This is a genomic window from Bacillota bacterium, assembly GCA_030705925.1.
Lineage (GTDB): Bacteria > Bacillota > Clostridia > Oscillospirales > Feifaniaceae > JAUZPM01.
This window is the reverse complement of the sequence record JAUZPM010000014.1, coordinates 1-16,967: the sequence shown is the minus strand read 5'-3', so window position 1 is coordinate 16,967 and position 16,967 is coordinate 1. Positions and strand designations below refer to the sequence as shown.

The 16,967-nt window shown below is 46.4% G+C and carries 10 protein-coding genes; 5 read left to right on the top strand and 5 right to left on the bottom strand.

All coding sequences use genetic code 11. From position 1 onward, the window contains the following. The first annotated feature begins 21 nt into the window (after window positions 1-21). Window positions 22-1,314, top strand: a complete 1,293-nt coding sequence (locus Q8865_03585; GenBank protein ID MDP4152513.1) for an MFS transporter — start codon at window positions 22-24, stop codon at window positions 1,312-1,314. Window positions 1,315-1,364: 50 nt separating this feature from the next. On the opposite strand, the gene Q8865_03580 is transcribed toward Q8865_03585, so the two are convergent. From Q8865_03580 to Q8865_03570, 3 genes are read right to left on the bottom strand one after another with little or no spacing between them, the layout of a single operon-like run. Continuing rightward, window positions 1,365-4,235: an ABC transporter transmembrane domain-containing protein gene (locus Q8865_03580; protein MDP4152512.1), complete on the bottom strand. Its 2,871-nt coding sequence runs from the start codon at window positions 4,233-4,235 to the stop codon at window positions 1,365-1,367. Further along, window positions 4,232-5,959: an ABC transporter ATP-binding protein gene (locus tag Q8865_03575; protein MDP4152511.1), complete on the bottom strand. Its 1,728-nt coding sequence runs from the start codon at window positions 5,957-5,959 to the stop codon at window positions 4,232-4,234. The genes Q8865_03580 and Q8865_03575 overlap by 4 nt, the downstream gene beginning before the upstream one ends. Before the next feature lie 38 nt (window positions 5,960-5,997). Further along, complete coding sequence (locus Q8865_03570) at window positions 5,998-6,549, bottom strand: MarR family transcriptional regulator (GenBank protein MDP4152510.1); 552 nt, start codon at window positions 6,547-6,549, stop codon at window positions 5,998-6,000. Between the two features lie 326 nt (window positions 6,550-6,875). On the opposite strand from Q8865_03570, the gene Q8865_03565 reads away from it, so the two are divergent. The 4 genes from Q8865_03565 (at window position 6,876) to Q8865_03550 (ending at window position 13,860) form a co-directional block, all read left to right on the top strand. Beyond that, window positions 6,876-9,101 (top strand): copper amine oxidase N-terminal domain-containing protein, encoded by a 2,226-nt coding sequence (locus Q8865_03565; GenBank protein ID MDP4152509.1) that lies wholly within the window; start codon window positions 6,876-6,878, stop codon window positions 9,099-9,101. A gap of 155 nt (window positions 9,102-9,256) precedes the next feature. Beyond that, entirely contained in the window at window positions 9,257-10,768 is a 1,512-nt protein-coding gene (locus Q8865_03560; GenBank protein MDP4152508.1) for an S-layer homology domain-containing protein, read from the top strand. Between the two features lie 32 nt (window positions 10,769-10,800). After that, a complete protein-coding gene (locus Q8865_03555; GenBank protein ID MDP4152507.1) occupies window positions 10,801-12,201 on the top strand; it encodes a stalk domain-containing protein in 1,401 nt (466 codons plus the stop codon). Window positions 12,202-12,309: 108 nt separating this feature from the next. After that, window positions 12,310-13,860: an S-layer homology domain-containing protein gene (locus Q8865_03550; GenBank protein ID MDP4152506.1), complete on the top strand. Its 1,551-nt coding sequence runs from the start codon at window positions 12,310-12,312 to the stop codon at window positions 13,858-13,860. Here Q8865_03550 and Q8865_03545 read toward each other — a convergent pair. Together Q8865_03545 and Q8865_03540 are read right to left on the bottom strand one after the other, a co-directional pair. Next, window positions 13,847-14,275 carry a thioesterase family protein gene (locus Q8865_03545; GenBank protein MDP4152505.1) on the bottom strand — a complete coding sequence of 143 codons (429 nt, stop codon included), beginning with the start codon at window positions 14,273-14,275 and terminating at the stop codon, window positions 13,847-13,849. The genes Q8865_03550 and Q8865_03545 overlap by 14 nt on opposite strands. Before the next feature lie 179 nt (window positions 14,276-14,454). Beyond that, window positions 14,455-16,967, bottom strand: a 2,513-nt coding sequence (locus tag Q8865_03540) for a YDG domain-containing protein (protein ID MDP4152504.1), incomplete at its 5' end; no start/stop codon positions are given.

Below are 16,967 nucleotides of genomic sequence, written 5' to 3'. Positions count from 1 at the left end.
AAGGATTTAAGGAGCAAAGTCATGATAAAATTAAATAAATTAAAAGAGCTTAAAAGCTTTTTGATACTTTGGAGCAGTCAGTCCGTTTCCTCTCTCGGCACAGCTATGACCAATTTTGCACTTATCATTTGGGCATACGGACGTAAGGGGACAGCAACGAGCATCACTCTGCTTTCTGTCTGCTCTTATCTGCCGTCTATCCTGTTCTGCTTTGCGGCGGGCACGCTTGCCGACAGATGGGATAAGAAGAAAGTCGTGCTTGTAAGCGATTTCACAGCGGCTTTGGGGACGCTGACGATCTTCATTCTGTACGGCACCGGAAGGCTTGAGATCTGGCATCTTTATATCATCAATTTCATCTTGAGCTTTATGAACGCGTTTCAAAATCCGGCGGCGAATGTTGCCCAGTCGCTTATCATCCCTAAGAAATATTACGTCAGAACGGGAGGAATGCAGGCTTTTTCAAATTCTCTAGTTACGATCCTTACGCCTGCGCTTGCGACAGCCGTCATGTCTTTTGGAGGGATACGAACGGTGTTCATTATTGACCTGTTGACTTTTGCCGTCGCATTTACGGCGCTTATGTTTTTTATAAGGATACCGAAAATAACGGCGGAAAACATAGCCGAGCCGTTTTTGAAAGGCATTTCGTCGGGGTTTCGTTTTTTGAAAGAGCATATGCCCCTTTTTAAGATGATACTCTTCTTCTCATTTGTCAACCTGTTGGCATCTATGGCGGGCAACGCTATAATGCCGGCAATGATTCTTGCAAGGACAAATCAGAACAGGGTCACGCTTGGGCTGGTATCCACCGCAATAGGGGCGGGCGCGCTTGCCGGAAGCGTTCTTGTTACGGCTGCAAGACCGGCAAAAAGCCGCACAAAAGTCATCTTTATTTCCTGCGCAATATCCTTTATGATATGCGACATCCTGTGGGGTGTCGGGAAAAGCAAAGCGGTTTGGATATTTGCCGCCTTTGCCGGAAATCTGCCTATGCCATTCATAAACGCTAACATTACAGCAATAATGAGGACTAAAGTGCCGCTTGAAATGCAGGGGAGAGTGTTCTCGGCAAGAGATACCTTTCAGTTTTCTACGATACCTGTCGGGCTGTTCCTCGGCGGGGTTCTTGCCGATCATGTTTTCGAGCCGTTCATGCTCTCGCCGTCGCCTGTGCGAAATGCGCTGTCGGCGATAGTTGGAACCGGAAAGGGTTCCGGAATGGCTGTGATCTTCCTTATAACGGGAATCGTGGGGATGGTTTCAAACTTGCTTTGCCTAAAAGATGCGATATTCAGAGGCCTTGATGAATAAAAGGGGCGTCGGCTTAAGAAAAGCCGGCGCCCTGTTTATAAAGTGAAGGTCTATACAGCCTGTTCATCAATTGACGGGCCGGTGAACTGGCTGTTGTAAATGTCGGCATAAAAGCCTTTCTTTTCAAGCAGCTGCTGATGCGTTCCGCTTTCTATGATGGAACCGTGGTTCATAACCAGTATCAGCTTGGCGTCGCGGATCGTCGAAAGTCTGTGAGCTATAACAAAGTTTGTGCGGCCTTCCATAAGTCTGCCCATAGCCTTTTGGATAAGCACCTCTGTACGTGTGTCGACTGAGCTTGTTGCCTCGTCGAGTATCAGCACGGCAGGGTCGGCAAGGATGGCACGCGCGATCGTGAGAAGCTGTTTCTGTCCTTGCGAGATGTTTGAGGCTTCCTCGTTGAGGACGGTCTTGTAACCGTCAGGCAGGCTTCTTATGAATCTGTCGGCATGAACCGCCTTAGCCGCCGCAACGACCTGTTCATGTGTCGCACCTTCACGGCCGTAACGGATGTTGTCTTCGATAGAGCCGTTGAAGAGCCATGTGTCCTGAAGCACCATGCCGAACATCGTGCGCAGGCTGCCCCGCTTTATGTCACGGACATTCACGCCGTCAAAGGTGATATTTCCGCCATTGATCTCATAAAAACGCATGAGCAGATTGACGAGCGTGGTCTTTCCGGCGCCTGTAGGACCGACGATGGCGATGGTTTCGCCTTTTTTGATATCAAGGTTCATATCCTCGATAAGTGGCTCGGTTTCTTTATAGCTGAATTTGACATGATCGAATTTGATATCGCCACGCGGAGCTTCGATGACCTTGGCATTTTCTGTGTCAGAGATCTCTTCCTCCTCGTCCAGCACCTCGAATACACGCTCAGCGCATGCAACGGTGGACTGGATGATGTTCGCAATATTAGCGGTCTGAACTATCGGCATCGAGAACTGTCTCGAATACTGGATGAATGCTGTTATGTCGCCGATGTTGAGCCATGTCTTTGTTACGAATATGCCGCCCGCCACTGAAATGATGACATAACCGATATTGCTTATAAAATTCATGAGCGGGAACATTGAGCCGGAGAGGAACTGAGCTTTCCAGCCTGCGTTGTAAAGGTCGTCGTTGATTGTCTCGAAGGTTTCGATAGAATCCTTCTCGTGTCCGAAGGCCTTGACGATCTTATGACCGGTGTACATCTCCTCGGTGTGTCCGCTGAGCTCGCCCAAGTATTTCTGCTGAGCGGCATAGAATTTCTGCGATTTCTTCGCTATCAGAGCGGTGACGAGGACATACAGCGGCAGAGTCAGCATAACGATGAGCGTCAGTATCGGGCTTATCGTCAGCATCATGATGAGATAACCGACGATCTGGAGTACCGCCTGGATCAGCTGGGTCAAACTCTGCTGGAGGGTCGATGAAACTGTATCTATATCGTTCGTCATGCGGCTCAGGATCTCACCGTTTGAGTGTGAATCGAAATACTTGAGCGGCAGGCGGGAAAGTTTTTCGTCAACGTCTTTACGCATATTGTAAACGACGCCCTGCGCAACGGATGACATGATATATTGCATGACAAAGGCAAAAACTGAGCTCAAGACGTATATAAAGAGCAGGAAGATAAGAATCCTGGCGACTGCGGCAAAGGGAATGCTTCCGCCTGTTTCACGTATATCTTTTATATAAGTGTTAAGGTTTTCGTCTGAAATATTTGAGAGATTAAGGTTGGATGATTTGACCGATGCGTCGCCGGAAACCATGTTTTGTGGAAGCTTTTTAAGATCATCGAAGAAGGTTTTGGCTATATCAGCACGCTGGTTAAAATCGTTCGTACTTTTGATGAGCGGAAGCTTTGCAAGCGAGAGAAAGGTGTCGAGCTGTTCTTTCGTCATGTTCTGTTTGTCCATGAACGCTTTATCGACAGCATCTCTTGCCTTCTGTTCGGCTTCCTGTTTTGCCGATGTGATCTTTGAGTCGATATCCGACTGTTTAGAAACGAATGCCTCGTCGACAGCGGCTTTTGCTTTGTCTTCAGCCATCTTCTTGGCGTTTGCAAGCTGTGTGTCCATTACGGATTTCTTTGCCGCAAAGCCGGAATCTACAGCGGCTTTCGCTTGTGTTTCTGCTGTCTTTTTAGCGCCGGCAAGCTGTGATGCAAACTGTGCGTCCACCGCTTCTACAGCCTTTGTATCGGCGGCGGCATATGCCTGCTTCAACGCGTCTGAGTAACCGGGCACTCCCGAAAGCTTATCTGCCGTGATTCCCGGCACAGCGGCCATGAATTTCTGGTCGACCTGAGCCTTGGCGGCGGCTTCAGCCTGAGTTTTCGCCTGCGCGTATGCGCCCTGCTTTAGGGAAGCGGTGGCTTCATTGAATTTCTGAACTGCCACAGCGTCCGCCTGCTTTATTGCCTGGCTGTAAGCGGCCTGCTTCTGCGCGGCGACTGCCTCGTTGAATTTCTGCACCGCTATCGCGTCAGCTTGTTTCATTGCCTGGTCATATGCACCCTGCTTCTGTGTGGCAACGGTTGAGTTAACGCCGCTTTCAACGGCTTCGTCAGCCTTTTTAACGGCGGTGTCTATCGCATCGTTATAAGCTTTGAGCGCGTCCTGCATCTTCGGCTGGGCATCGTTTAAGCCGTTTACTATATTTTTGGCGATGAAACCGTTGGTAAGCTGGTTCATTGCGTTGCCTAATATCTTTGGCCCTAAAACGGTAAAGGTTGTCGAAAGGATCGCGAATATTATAACAATAGTAAGGCTTGTTCTCTGGGGCTTTAGGTATTGTAAAAGGCGTTTTAACGTGCCTTTGAAATCTTTTGCTTTTTCAACAGGTCTCCCGATCGCGCCGCCGGGGCCGTGTCCGCCCGCGTGCCGGCCGCCGGATTTTGATGACCTTGTATATCTTCTGCTTTCTGCACTCATGCCAATTCCTCCTCTGACAACTGAGAGGATACGATCTCACGATATACTTCGCAGCTGCTCATCAGTTCTTTATGTGTGCCGATACCGGCGACCTTGCCCTCGTCGAGCACTATGATGCGGTCCGCGTCCATGACCGTGCCGACCCTCTGCGCGACAATAATAACGGTGGAATTGCCGGTTTCCTTTTTCAGAGCGGCGCGGAGTTTTGCGTCGGTCTTGAAGTCAAGGGCTGAAAAGCTGTCGTCGAATACGTATATTTCCGGCTTTCTAACCAGAGCACGGGCGATGGAAAGACGCTGTTTCTGTCCGCCTGACAGGTTGAGTCCGCCCTCTGAAAGCATTGTATCGTAGGAATCTTTCATATTCTCTATAAAATCAGATGCCTGTGCAACTTCTGCGGCATGACGCACTTCCTCGTCGGTTGCGTCAAGCTTGCCGTACTTAAGGTTTTCGGTGATCGTTCCCGTAAAGAGAACGGCCTTCTGCGGCACAAAACCTATCTTCGCACGCAATTCTTCCTGTGACATTTCCTTGACATTGACGCCGTCAACCAATACTTCGCCGCTGTCTGTATCGTAAAAACGGGGCATAAGGTTGACTATCGTGGATTTGCCGCTGCCCGTTCCGCCTATTATTGCTGTTGTTTCGCCGGGTTTTGCAGCAAATGAGATATTGCTGACGGCAGGTTCCTCTGCGCCGTGGTATCTGAACGTTACATTATTAAATTCGATATAGCCCGCCTGATCGTTGGCATGGCGTATCTCCTTAGGATCTATTATCTCGCTTTTTGTCGCAAGCACTTCGTTGACTCTCTCAGCGGCAGCCTGCGCGCGCGGAACCATGATGAACATCATGGTCAGCATCAAAAGGGAGATCAGGATAAGCATTGCATACTGCATGAATGCCATAAGGTTTCCGATGTTAGATGTGCCGTCATTGACACGCATAGCGCCGAACCACAGTATGCTCATCGTGACGAGGTTCATTATTAGCATCATTATGGGCATCATGAATGCCATTATGCGGTTTACTTTGATATAGTTGTTTGTAAGATCGCTGCTTGCCTCGTCAAAACGGGCTTTTTCACGGTCGATCTGATTGAAAGCGCGTATTACACGAATGCCGGTGAGGTTTTCACGGACGACCAAATTCACCTTATCGATCTTTTTTTGCACCATTTTGAAGAGCGGCATTCCCTTTGTGGCAAAGAATGCGACGACACAGCCTATGACCGGCAGGGCGACAGCAAGGATTAAGGTCATGCTTTTATCTTCGCTGTATGCAAGTATCGTTCCGCCTATCGCCGTTATCGGCGCGCCGACCATCATGTTGAAGATAAGTATCGTTGTCGTCTGTATCTGAATGATGTCATTCGTCGTTCTTGTGATAAGGGTCGAAGCGCCGAGCTTGTCAAACTCGTGCAGTGAGAATCCCTCAACCTTGCGGAAGATCTTGTTGCGCAGTCTCCGTCCGAGCCCTACCGCTGTTTTCGAGCCAAGAAGGCTTGCGCCGATCGCGCATATGACGCCGCCTGCCGCAATGAGCAGCATAAGCCCTCCCATCCGCCAGATATAGGGGACATCGGACTTCATTATGCCGTTGTTTGTGATATCGGACATCAGCGTCGGCAGGTAAAGGTTTGCCATCGACTGAAGTGCCTGAAAAACCAAGATCCCGAAAATATAGGGGATATATGGCTTTAGATTTTTATAGATTTTAAGCATTAGATGCCTCCATCGTTTAGGTCAAGAAGCGTTGCAGCTTATTGATCCTTTGGTATGTTTTTGTTATTAGCCTGGCTGATAAAATACATAAATACATCATTTATCAGGCTAGCAAGCTGAGCGCTTTTTTCTTTGCCAAGGTATTCCACCAGGCCATTTATTTTTTCTACAGTATGCTGATTCTGTTTTTCGATGCATTGCCTGCCGGTTTCCGTCAGCTTCAATCGGATGATCCGTCGGTCGTTCGGATCCATTGTCCGCTCGATCATATCTTTTTTCTCAAGGCTCGTGATCAAAGATGTGATTGACGGGGGCTTGACTCGCATAATATGACTCAAATCCGAAACGCTGATTCCACTCGGATATTCGTCTTCGACATCTTTCAGTTCATACATAAGCATGATTTCGCTTGGCTTCAGAAAATGATTATTATCCTCATGAAAATGGTGGTGGTGATCAATATTATCATGAAAATGATGGGGATGGTCGCTACTGAATTTTACGCTGTCATTCATGCGCAGCCGCTTGAACTGCAAAAATGCCCTTATGACTTTTTTAGATATGATCTCTGTTTCTGACTTATCCTGCATGCTAATTTCACCTCATTTCTTAAATAACTTAATATTTAGGATGCCTAATTATTTTGTGTCCTAATTATAAGCTTACCTATTTAAATTTTCAATACATAAAATAGCAAAAATTAATAATTTTAGAAAGAAAAAGTTGTATATTTTGACGTAGTATATTTATTTTTTGTGAATTGAAGTTTTACGGTTAAATTGATATTATTAAAACGATAGTTTTCTGGATTTGTGATTTTCGTGATCTTTATTGAAACATATCATTATAAATTCCGTCTAAAAATACAGTGAGCGGGCTTTAAGCTCTTTTACAATAACATAGATTGGGTGATCGAATGAAGAAGTTCTTTTTTGTTTTGCCAGTTTTTATGCTTTTCTGCATGATGACATTCGCGGCGTCTGACTCTGTCACGGCGCAGAATATAAAATTCACGCCTGAGGGCGGCGGTAAATACATATACTGCAACAATGAAGAGGCGATCTGGCGCAGAGACCTTTCAGACGACTCTAACCCCAACCCATCTTATATAATGAATAACGATGATCTCGCGGCGGGCAAATATTCCATGTTCGTTTCGCATCTAAACCATACCGAACTGCAAAACAGCGACGGAAGCATGAAGGAAATGGGATTCGATATAGAGCTCGACGCGCAGTTCGTTGCAAAAGAGGATTCAACAGTCGTTATAACCGCCGTGGGGTTTGAAGCGCAAAGGCTTGAAACATTCCGATCCGGCGATAAAATTTTAAAGCTTCAGTCATCCGCCGACTTTTTCAATGCTTGGTCTGATTATATGCAGGTTCCGATGCTGACCGAAAGGTCTGACGAAAAATGTGAGCCGCATGAGTTTACGCCCGTTACGGTGGAACTTAAAAAAGGCGAGAAAATGTGGCTTAGCAAATATATAAGCAACTACAGCACGGTGGCGTTTTTAAAGCCGGTCTTTCTGATGAGCGATTTTGAGATAAAGCAGGGCAAAGTCGACGTCAATATTGCCGCTCTTAAATCAGACGGCATCCTCGGGGACAGAAGCCACCACTGCGACAACGCAAAAAGAGGCGTTTATTACCGTGACAGGCAGTACAAGGGGATAGCAGATACGCTTCCCGCTGTCAACACCGATTTGAGTTATTCTATTAATGACAAAATCACGGCAGGCACCCTGCTTCCCGTTAAAGTATATAATCAGTATATCCCTGAAGGCAGTGTTGTAACAAAATGGATGACAAATATCAATCCGCAGGAGGATATATGGTCAAGGCCTTCCTGCACAGAGTCTGATATGCTCTCTTTCAAATATTTTGACCCTGAAAAACTAAGCTTCTACGGAAGCAATGTCGCAGATGCACAAAAAGATCAGTATTGGGTGTTCGATGATTTCCACAGCGACACAAAAGATTCGGCTGGCGGGATTCCAAACTATCCGCTGACGATAGGCAAGGACAACAGGGGCAGCGGCTGCAACCTCGGCAACTACGGCGTCAGTGTGAATTATCATGTCACGATAAACAATACCGGCGACAAGACACGCTATCTCTACTATAAGCTCAGCTCCAGCTCTCCTAATTATGTCACTGTTAAAGATGAGAACGGGAATGTCATTAATGGTTATGCCGTAAGGAAAAATCCTTATGAAACGAAATCAGAAAAAGTAATGGCATGTGTAAAGCTGCCGGCTAAAACGACATCAAAGTTTACGATCGAGCAGATATTGCCCGCTAATTTTCCCGGCGGAATGGGAAATTCCTTCGAAATCAACGATGAAGAAACCAAGCTGGAATTTTACCCACAGTCTATGACGAAGGTCGATGAAACCCTTAAATCTACGGGCAGAGAATATTATGCATGGTTTGGCGGCGAGCTTTACTTTTCAAGCGACGGCGACGACTGGATAAAACAGGGCATCAGCGAGGACGCAAAGGAGATATTTGACGGGAACTGGGACAGATATGAAATCAAATATTTAGACGGGGTATATACCGCAAGATGGTGTGATTATGACAATTCGCCCTATTTCTATGAAATTGCACCTAAGCTTTTCAACAGAGTCTACTTTTTCGACGAGGGCTTTAATCTAAAAGCTACGCATTATTACAAGGACTATCCGTCCGACACTTACCTGAAGGACGGAAAGATAATAACGACTGTTGGCGACAGGAGTTATGCTACCAGCCAGCCAGACCTTCAAAAGACCATTTCTGTGGTTTGCAATGACAAATATATCGATTTCGACGTTGCACCGATCATCAAGGACGGAAGGACGCTTGTCCCGCTTCGCCTGTTTTTCGAGAGCATCGGCGCTAAAGTCGACTGGGACGCTGATAAGAGAACCGTGAAAGTGACTAGCGGCAGCGATGTCATCGAGTTTGCCATTGACAGCAAAACCGCGCTCGTAAACGGCGTGGAAAAATCTATGGATGTGCCGGCACAGCTTTATAATGCAAGGACGCTGATACCGCTGAGGTTCATGTCAGAGGCGCTCGGCTATTCAGTCGATTGGGACGATCTGACCAAAACGATCACGATTTCGACAAAAATGGCGGAGACTGAAAACAAATAATAATAAGAATAACTTAAAAAGGCGGCTGGAACAAGCCGCTTTTTTAATACCCGATTCGTTGACAATTACTGCCCGCTTTGGTATATTAAACATAGTGGTGAAATATTTGGCATAAGGGATACAAGAGCGGTGAACAAATTTCAGGGGGGCTAACTATGAAAAAACGTTTTTCTTTTGTTATTGTTTTGATGCTGATTTCGAGCGTTATAACAGCTTCGGCATCACCCCCGCTTGCGAATACGTTTTACGGATTTCAGCCCACCGGGGAGGCATACTTTGCAAAAAGCTATTTTTATATCGAACTTGACAGGCAGTTTGAAGGCGCAGGGGAGAACACCTGCTGGAATTTGAGCAATATCCCGTCTGACGGTTTCATGAGGGTTGCCGCGCATGTCAACGGTTCACGGGTTTTATCAAATATGCGCTATAAGGTCGACCCGGTCGATATGAAGCCATATGAAAACGAAAATAGTGAAGCTACTGTCTTTGTTAATATCGACGGACAGATAGGCGATTCGGTTTGCGGGAAAGACAGAGTTGTTCATGTGTATTATCCTGAAAACAAAAGCACTGCGGGCAAAAATATAACAGTTGACCTTACTGAGCTTGGGGGATATATCGAGCCTGAAGATAAGGGAATATTTTATCTTTCCAATAAGGTCAGCGATTTTGACGAGCAGTATATGAAACTTGACGGAAGCTGTAATACTGAAGCCGTTGAAAAATCTATGAAAAATGAAACGATCGACTTTTCAAAGGATACCTATTTATATATGAAGGTAATACACGGGTGTGAAATTTATATGGATAAATGGGTGATCAAGCTTGAAAGAGTTCCCGAGACGACAAAACGAAAGGTTGAAATCGTTCCGTCCTCTGCTGTTTTTGACAAACGGAGCCTTTATTCCTCTAATATTTATGCAAACTTTATCAATAACAAAGGTCAGATGCCGGATAAGATAGTGCTGGGGGATAAGGACATAACGCAGGGCAACCAGTTTAATGACCTCGAGCTTTCAAAGGATCTTTTTAAAGATTTCAAAGCCGGGGACAAAACAAAAATCACCGCTTTTTTCGGCGATGATTCATGCAGTATGGATATTGATATTATTGATACGACCGATTCGGCGTACCGTCAGTGTTTTGACGACGTTGACAAATTCGGAAAATGGGAATTCATAAACAGGCTGCACGATATGAATGTCGTATACGGCGACGAAAATGGTTTTTTCAGACCGGGTTCTAACGTTACACAGGCTGAATTTTATGTGATGCTGGCAAGAACCTGCGGCGCGGATATTTCGGGCGGGTCAAACTGGTATCAGTCCGCTTTTGACTGGGCAAAAAAATATGGTATAGCCGAAAGCTGCGATCAAAGCGGGGCGATGACATACAAAGACGCGGAAACCGTTCTGCTGCGGGTGCTGTTCAATTATACGTTGAAGGGCTACGACAGCAGGGAAATCGAGCTTGAAGACGACTCAAATGGGATTTTTATTAATAATGTCGGGGAGGCAAATTCTTATATTTCGGACGGCAAGATTGACACCCTGTTCAGATTCTTTCCTATAATAAGTCAGTCAAACCTCAATATGAATACCTGCATGAGCCGGCAGGAATGCGCGGAAGCAATGGTAAGGTTAGCAAACCTTATTAAAATTATTTAGACCTAAAATAATAAGGACAGAAGGGTTGAGGTATGAAACGTTTTCAGGCACTTTTGCTTATTGCGGTAATGATTATAACAATGCTGCCGGGTGCAGCGGCGGGGCAGGAGAAAGGGATTGAGGTTTATTTCAAAGGTTCGCAGATTTCATTCGACGTCGCGCCAAGCATCACTAACGGACGGACGATGGTTCCGATGCGCGCGATTTTTGAAACGCTTGGGTATATAGTCGATTGGGACGGTTCGACAGAAGCCATTACAGCTCAAAAGGGAGATTCTTCGATAATGCTGACAGTGGGAAGCAGCACAGCAAGCGCTGGCGGCAAAAATATAACGCTTGACGCGCCGCCTGTAATCGATAATGGGCGGGTGCTTGTCCCTCTTCGCTTTGTCAGCGAGAGTGCGGGATATGACGTGCTTTGGGACGGCGATAACCGGAAAGTTTACATAGAGCCGCGCAATCCTGATGAGTATGACAGCGTTCAGGAAGATGTTTCTATTGCCGCAGGGGTCGGCGATTCTGTTTTATATCTGGATTACGATAAGGACTATAAAACCGATATTTACTTGACCAAGTTCGGCGGCAATACCTCTGTGAAAATTATAGACGGAGCTGAAGCATATAATGTCAGTACGGCAAAAGGAACAATGTTATTTGCGCCGCATTTGTACAATATTTTGCGTTATGAAGATGGGAAAGCATATGTTTCCTCTGCGGACGTTACATATGACGTGGATCTAAAGGCAAAAAGCAAGGAAATCACGCAGTATAGTGGCATGTGGGGGCAAAAGATATTTGGAAACTATATGTATTATGAAAAGGACGGGCTATGCCGCAGGGATTTAAGCACGGGCAAGGATGAAGATCTGTGCAGCATCGATAAAATCCTGTACCAATATACGGTAAGCGGCGACATGATCTATTATACTGAGGGCATGTTAGAAAAAGATACGTATCTGTACCAGTATGACATTAAGAATAAACAGAAGAAGATGATAACCGTTTTAAAAGAACAAGGTGGCGTTCAGGCTTACAAGGGCTATATGTATTTTGAGGACGGCGGAAAGCTGTTCCGCCTCGATCCTAAAGATAACGGAATAATGCAGGTGTCGGCAGAGGGCGCAACTGTTAGTATTTTTGAGATTTTAAATGACACGATATTTTACAAATATAAAAATCAGCTTAACCGCGCGCCGCTAGATTTTTCGTATGCTGTGAAAATATCGGATCAGAATGTTTACAGCTGGTCTGTGGTAGGCAATCACATATTTTATGATAATGATGAAGAAAAGACCTTTATGATGCGCACGGACGGGTCGGAGAACGTCATGTTAAGAAAATCGGGTCGGTCGTATGTCGAGCCTGACGGCAGCCCTGTCGACGATATGCCGGGACTAGAGGTAAGTAAGCAGCCTGAACAAGACATAGGCTGAACGGGAAAGATTTATGCTTTAAAAAGTAGTCAGACAAAATTTATAAATTGATAATGACATTAGCGCTATTTTAAATGCTGTTTAATGCTCAGTGACGGAGGGATGTTTATGAAAAAGTTAAAAAAAGCGGTATCTTTTATTTTGATGCTCGCTGTTGTGCTGTCTTTTGCGGGGTTTCCGGCAAGCGGCGCGGATCAAAATGTTTTTCCGCTTTCGATACAGAGGCAGACTATATCTGGTCAGAATGCTGAAGTTGGCATATACATGACTGTCGACAAAGACGGGAACGCATACGCATGGGGAACCTATCCGGATGAAACGGGAACCCCTAAAAAGATCATGGACCATGTTGCGTCAGTCGATGGAATGCTTTTGTTAAAAGATGATGGAACAGTTTGGGAATACTGCTATGAACCCGATTCTGATAAACTGGGTGTGTGGCAGGTTCCTGGGCTTAAAAATATCGTTTTTATAAACAGCAGGATCCGAAATATTGCAATAGAGGCTGATGGGACAGTTTGGACTTGGAATGTTGATGTATTGATTTCATATATAAATCCTGTGAAATTAGACATTGATAATGTTGTAAACGGTGTCGATGATATTTTTCTTAAATCGGACGGGACGGTTTGGTATATTGACGAGGATAAAATAGTACAGGCAGAAGGCATGGACAGCATTATTAAAGTTTCTCCAGCGTTCTTTTCTATAATTGCACTGAAAAATGACGGAACCGTTTGGAATTATAATATGAAGGATAAAAAATGGAGCAGGTTTGAGGGAATCGACGGTGTCGCGGATTTTACTGACGGGTTAAAATTTATCTTAGATACTAATAGTAACGTCTTTGCAAAGACATCCCAAACAAATGGCTTTGTTAAACTCGATCCGTCCGATCTGATTAAATTGAACGGCATTAGTGACGTTGTGTCTATAGATAATTATAACAATGACGGCTTTGACGCTTTATTTGTTAAAAAAGATGGCAATATATTCACGATAGGAGATTTGAACACTGGCGATGGCACTTTCAGTTTGAATCCAGTCAAAGATGAAAACGGGAAGGAGATCAAAACTATCGTGCCGTCCCATTATCTGCTTGACAGACCTGCGGCATGGGCGAAGGATGAAGTGAGTGAGACGGAAAAACTATCACTTGTGCCGGAGGGGTTCGAGCAGTGGTATAACTATGACATAACCCGAAAGGACTTTTGCACGCTTGCCGTAAATATGATGGAAAAGAAAACGGGCAAAACGATTGATAAGCTGGTTTCGGGCAAAGGGGTCACTCAAAGTGCATTTACAGATACAGACGATAAAAATATACTTGCCGCGGCGGCGCTTGGCATTGTTAACGGCAGGGGCGGCGGCGGGTTCTGCCCTGACGATCATATCACAAGGCAGGAGGCGGCGGCAATGCTTTACAGAACGGCAAAGGTTCTCGGATTTAAGACGGATGGAAGCGGGATGGATTTTGCCGATAGAGATAGCTTTGCCGACTGGGCGAAAGAAGCGGTTGCATACGTTTCCTCAGCGGAAGACAAAGCCGCTCATCTTAAAGTGATGAACGGCATGGGTGATGGAAAGTTTGAGCCGGAGCTTTTTTATACAAGACAGCAGGCGCTTGTGACGATAAAACGCCTGTTTAATGTTCAGTGATGTCCATGCAGTCTCTTATCAGTTTATCTATTTCGGGCAAATCCTTTTTGACGGAGACGACTTTACTGTCTTTGCTTAAAAAGCAGTGCTTGCTTTCGCCTGTCGCTTTGATTTTTGAGTCGGCTTTGCCGGTGACAGTATAAGAAAAAACGACTTTGACGCCGGTGTATTCTTTGATTTTGGTTTCAACACAGACAGTTTCGCCATACTTCGACGGACTTTTATATTCGCAGGAAATGGACACGACAGGGGAGATGACACCCATGCTTTCCATCTTGTCATACCCGAATCCGAGGTCGCTTAGAAACGCGGTTCTCGCTTCTTCAAACCATTTGATGTAGTTGGAATGGTGTACGAATTTCATCTGATCCGTTTCGTGATACTGGACGGCTCTTTCATATATAAAGCTTTTCATTTTTGACCACCTTTAAAGGATATTTATTTTATCATATCATAAATTAGGAATATTGTAAAAATGACGGTAAGAATATCACCGTCTGAAAATTAAAAATCCACTCAATCGCAGGAAGCGCGATTGAGTGGATTTTTATGTCCGGACATATAATTCAGACGAAAATTTATTGGTTTTAGTTTTTACTTCGCCGATGCTTTTAAGAAGTTCATCAGCATCTGCGCCGCCTCAGCTCTTGTTGCGGTGCCGTTCGGGTTTATCTTTCCGTCTGTGCCGTTGATATAGCCGTTTGCGGCAAGAAGGATAATATCCTCTTTTGCGTAGTCCGCCGCGCTGTCCATATCGCTGAAAGAAATTAGGGAGGTGTCTGCATTTTTATCGATAAGACCGAACGCCTCAAGCGTTCTCTCAAACAGAACGAACATATCCTGGCGGGTGATGTTCGCATCCGGGCTGAATAACCCGTCTGCACCTGTTGCGATGCCGAGCGCCTTTGCGACTGAAACTGCCTTAGCGTAATAAGCGCTTTGATCGACATCGCTGAATGTTCCGTTACCGGCTGTGTCGCCTGCGAAGGCTCTTACAAGCATCAGAACAAAATCAGCTCTTTTGATATTGCTGTCCGGCGCGAACTGAGCGTTGCCGACGCCGTTTACGACGTCTCTTGCCGCCATGTATGTCGCGGCTTCGTCACACCACTTGCCAGCGGTGTCTACGAATCTGATACTGCGGTAGAATACGGCGACCTTGCCGGAAACTTTGTCGTTCAAAATCACCGAGCCGTCTTTGTAAACGCTTTTTGGCAGGTATTCCACAGTGCCGTCGGAGTTTATGACGCCCGCAACCAGCATGTCGGTGTCAAAACTGGGTGAAGGGGTGTAGGCTATACTGGTGATCGCCGTGCCGGTGACTGCGTCACTGACCTGATTTACGGGCTTAACTTCATTTCCAGTCGTATCATCTGTATCTGAGAATGGATCGCCTGTGACGCTTCCAGATTGTGCCCTTATGCTTATTACGCCGACCTTGACGGGCGCATAGTTTAAATCCGTTGGCGTGAATATCACGCTTTCGTCATAGTCCGCCGCATTCTGGGGCTTGAAGTCGGGCTGTTCCCAAGAGAATACGCCGGATAAGGGAGCGCCGTCCACGCCTGCCGCTGCACCGTCTAGCAGCTTCGCCTCCGAAAGCTTTGTGCCTGTCGGGATCGGGTTTGCGTGCGGCAGTTTTGTGATCGAAGGAGCGGCTTTGTTCACGGTCAAAGTGATCTCACAGCTTGCGGGGAGATAATTTGCGTCTTCCGCTTTTGTTACGGTTATTTTTGCGGTGCCTGCGCTTAAAATCGTAACTTTTCCGTCGGCAGAGACTGAAACTGCGGTGCCGGTTACGGAATAGGTTGCCGCTCCCGTGCCGCTTCCGCCGACTACAGCGAGGTCAAACGCCGAGCCGCCGTAGGTGAGGCTTGCGGGAGGGGTTATCGAAAGCGGGCTTTGCGCTTGCTTTTCGACCGCAAGGCTGCCGCTTGAGCTTGATGAGGCGTTATAATTGCCTGAGCCGTTGTATTCAGCCGTGATTGAAAAGTTTCCTGCGGTGACACCGTTCCAGACAAATGAAGCAGAACCGTTTTGAAGCGCTGCCGAGCCAAGCGCCGTTTCGCCTGATTTGAAGGTGACGGTTCCACTTGGGATCTCGCCGCCCGAAACGCCGGAAACGTTTGCTGTGAGCGTTACACTGCGGCTGTCTCCGCAGCCGCTTACCGTGCCGACTGTAAGCGTTGAAGCTGACTGCGCCTTGGTTATAGACGCCTTTGCCGTAGCTGAATTTGAGCTTAAAGTGTAGTTTCCGGCTTTGGAGCCTGTTAGGGAAATGCCTGAAACCGTGACTGTTTTTCCATCTCCCACGGCTGCGCTGTCAAATGCCGCAGAGGTGTAAGAGGTGCTGACGTCTTCGTTATTTATTATACCTGTGCATGAAAGTGTAGCTGTAGTATTCGGATTGCCGTCATACACTTTGCTTACCGCAGTGGCGGTGATTGTGACGGGCGCTTTAGTTATTGATGCTTTTGCGGTCGCAGAATTTGAGCTTAAAGTGTAGTTTCCGGCTTTGGCGCCTGTAAGCGTTATGCCCGAAACCGTGACGGTTTTGCCGTCTCCGGCGTCTGGTGAATCAAACGCCGCCGAGGTGTAAGATGTGCTGACGTCTTCGTTATTTATAATACCTGTGCATGAAAGTGTAGCTGTAGCATTAGTATTGCCGTCATACACTTTGTCTGACGCAGAGGCGGTGACTGTGACGAGCGCTTTGGTTATAGACGCCTTTGTCGTAGCTGAATTTGTGCTTAAGGTATAGTTTCCGGCTTTAGCACCTGTAAGCGTTATGCCCGAAACCGTGACTGTTTTTCCATCTCCCACGGCTGCGCTGTCAAATGCTGCCGAGGTGTAAGAGGTGCTGACGTCTTCGTTATTTATAATACCTGTGCATGAAAGCGTAACCGAAGCATTCGGACTGCCGTCATACACTTTGCCTGCCGCCGAGGCGGTGACTGTGATCGGCGCTTTGGTTATAGACGCCTTTGCCGTAGCTGAATTTGAGCTTAAAGTGTAGTTTCCGGCCTTGGAGCCAGAAAGCGTTATGCCCGAAACCGTAACGGTTTTTCCATCTCCCACGGCTGCGCTGTCAAATGCTGCCGAGGTGT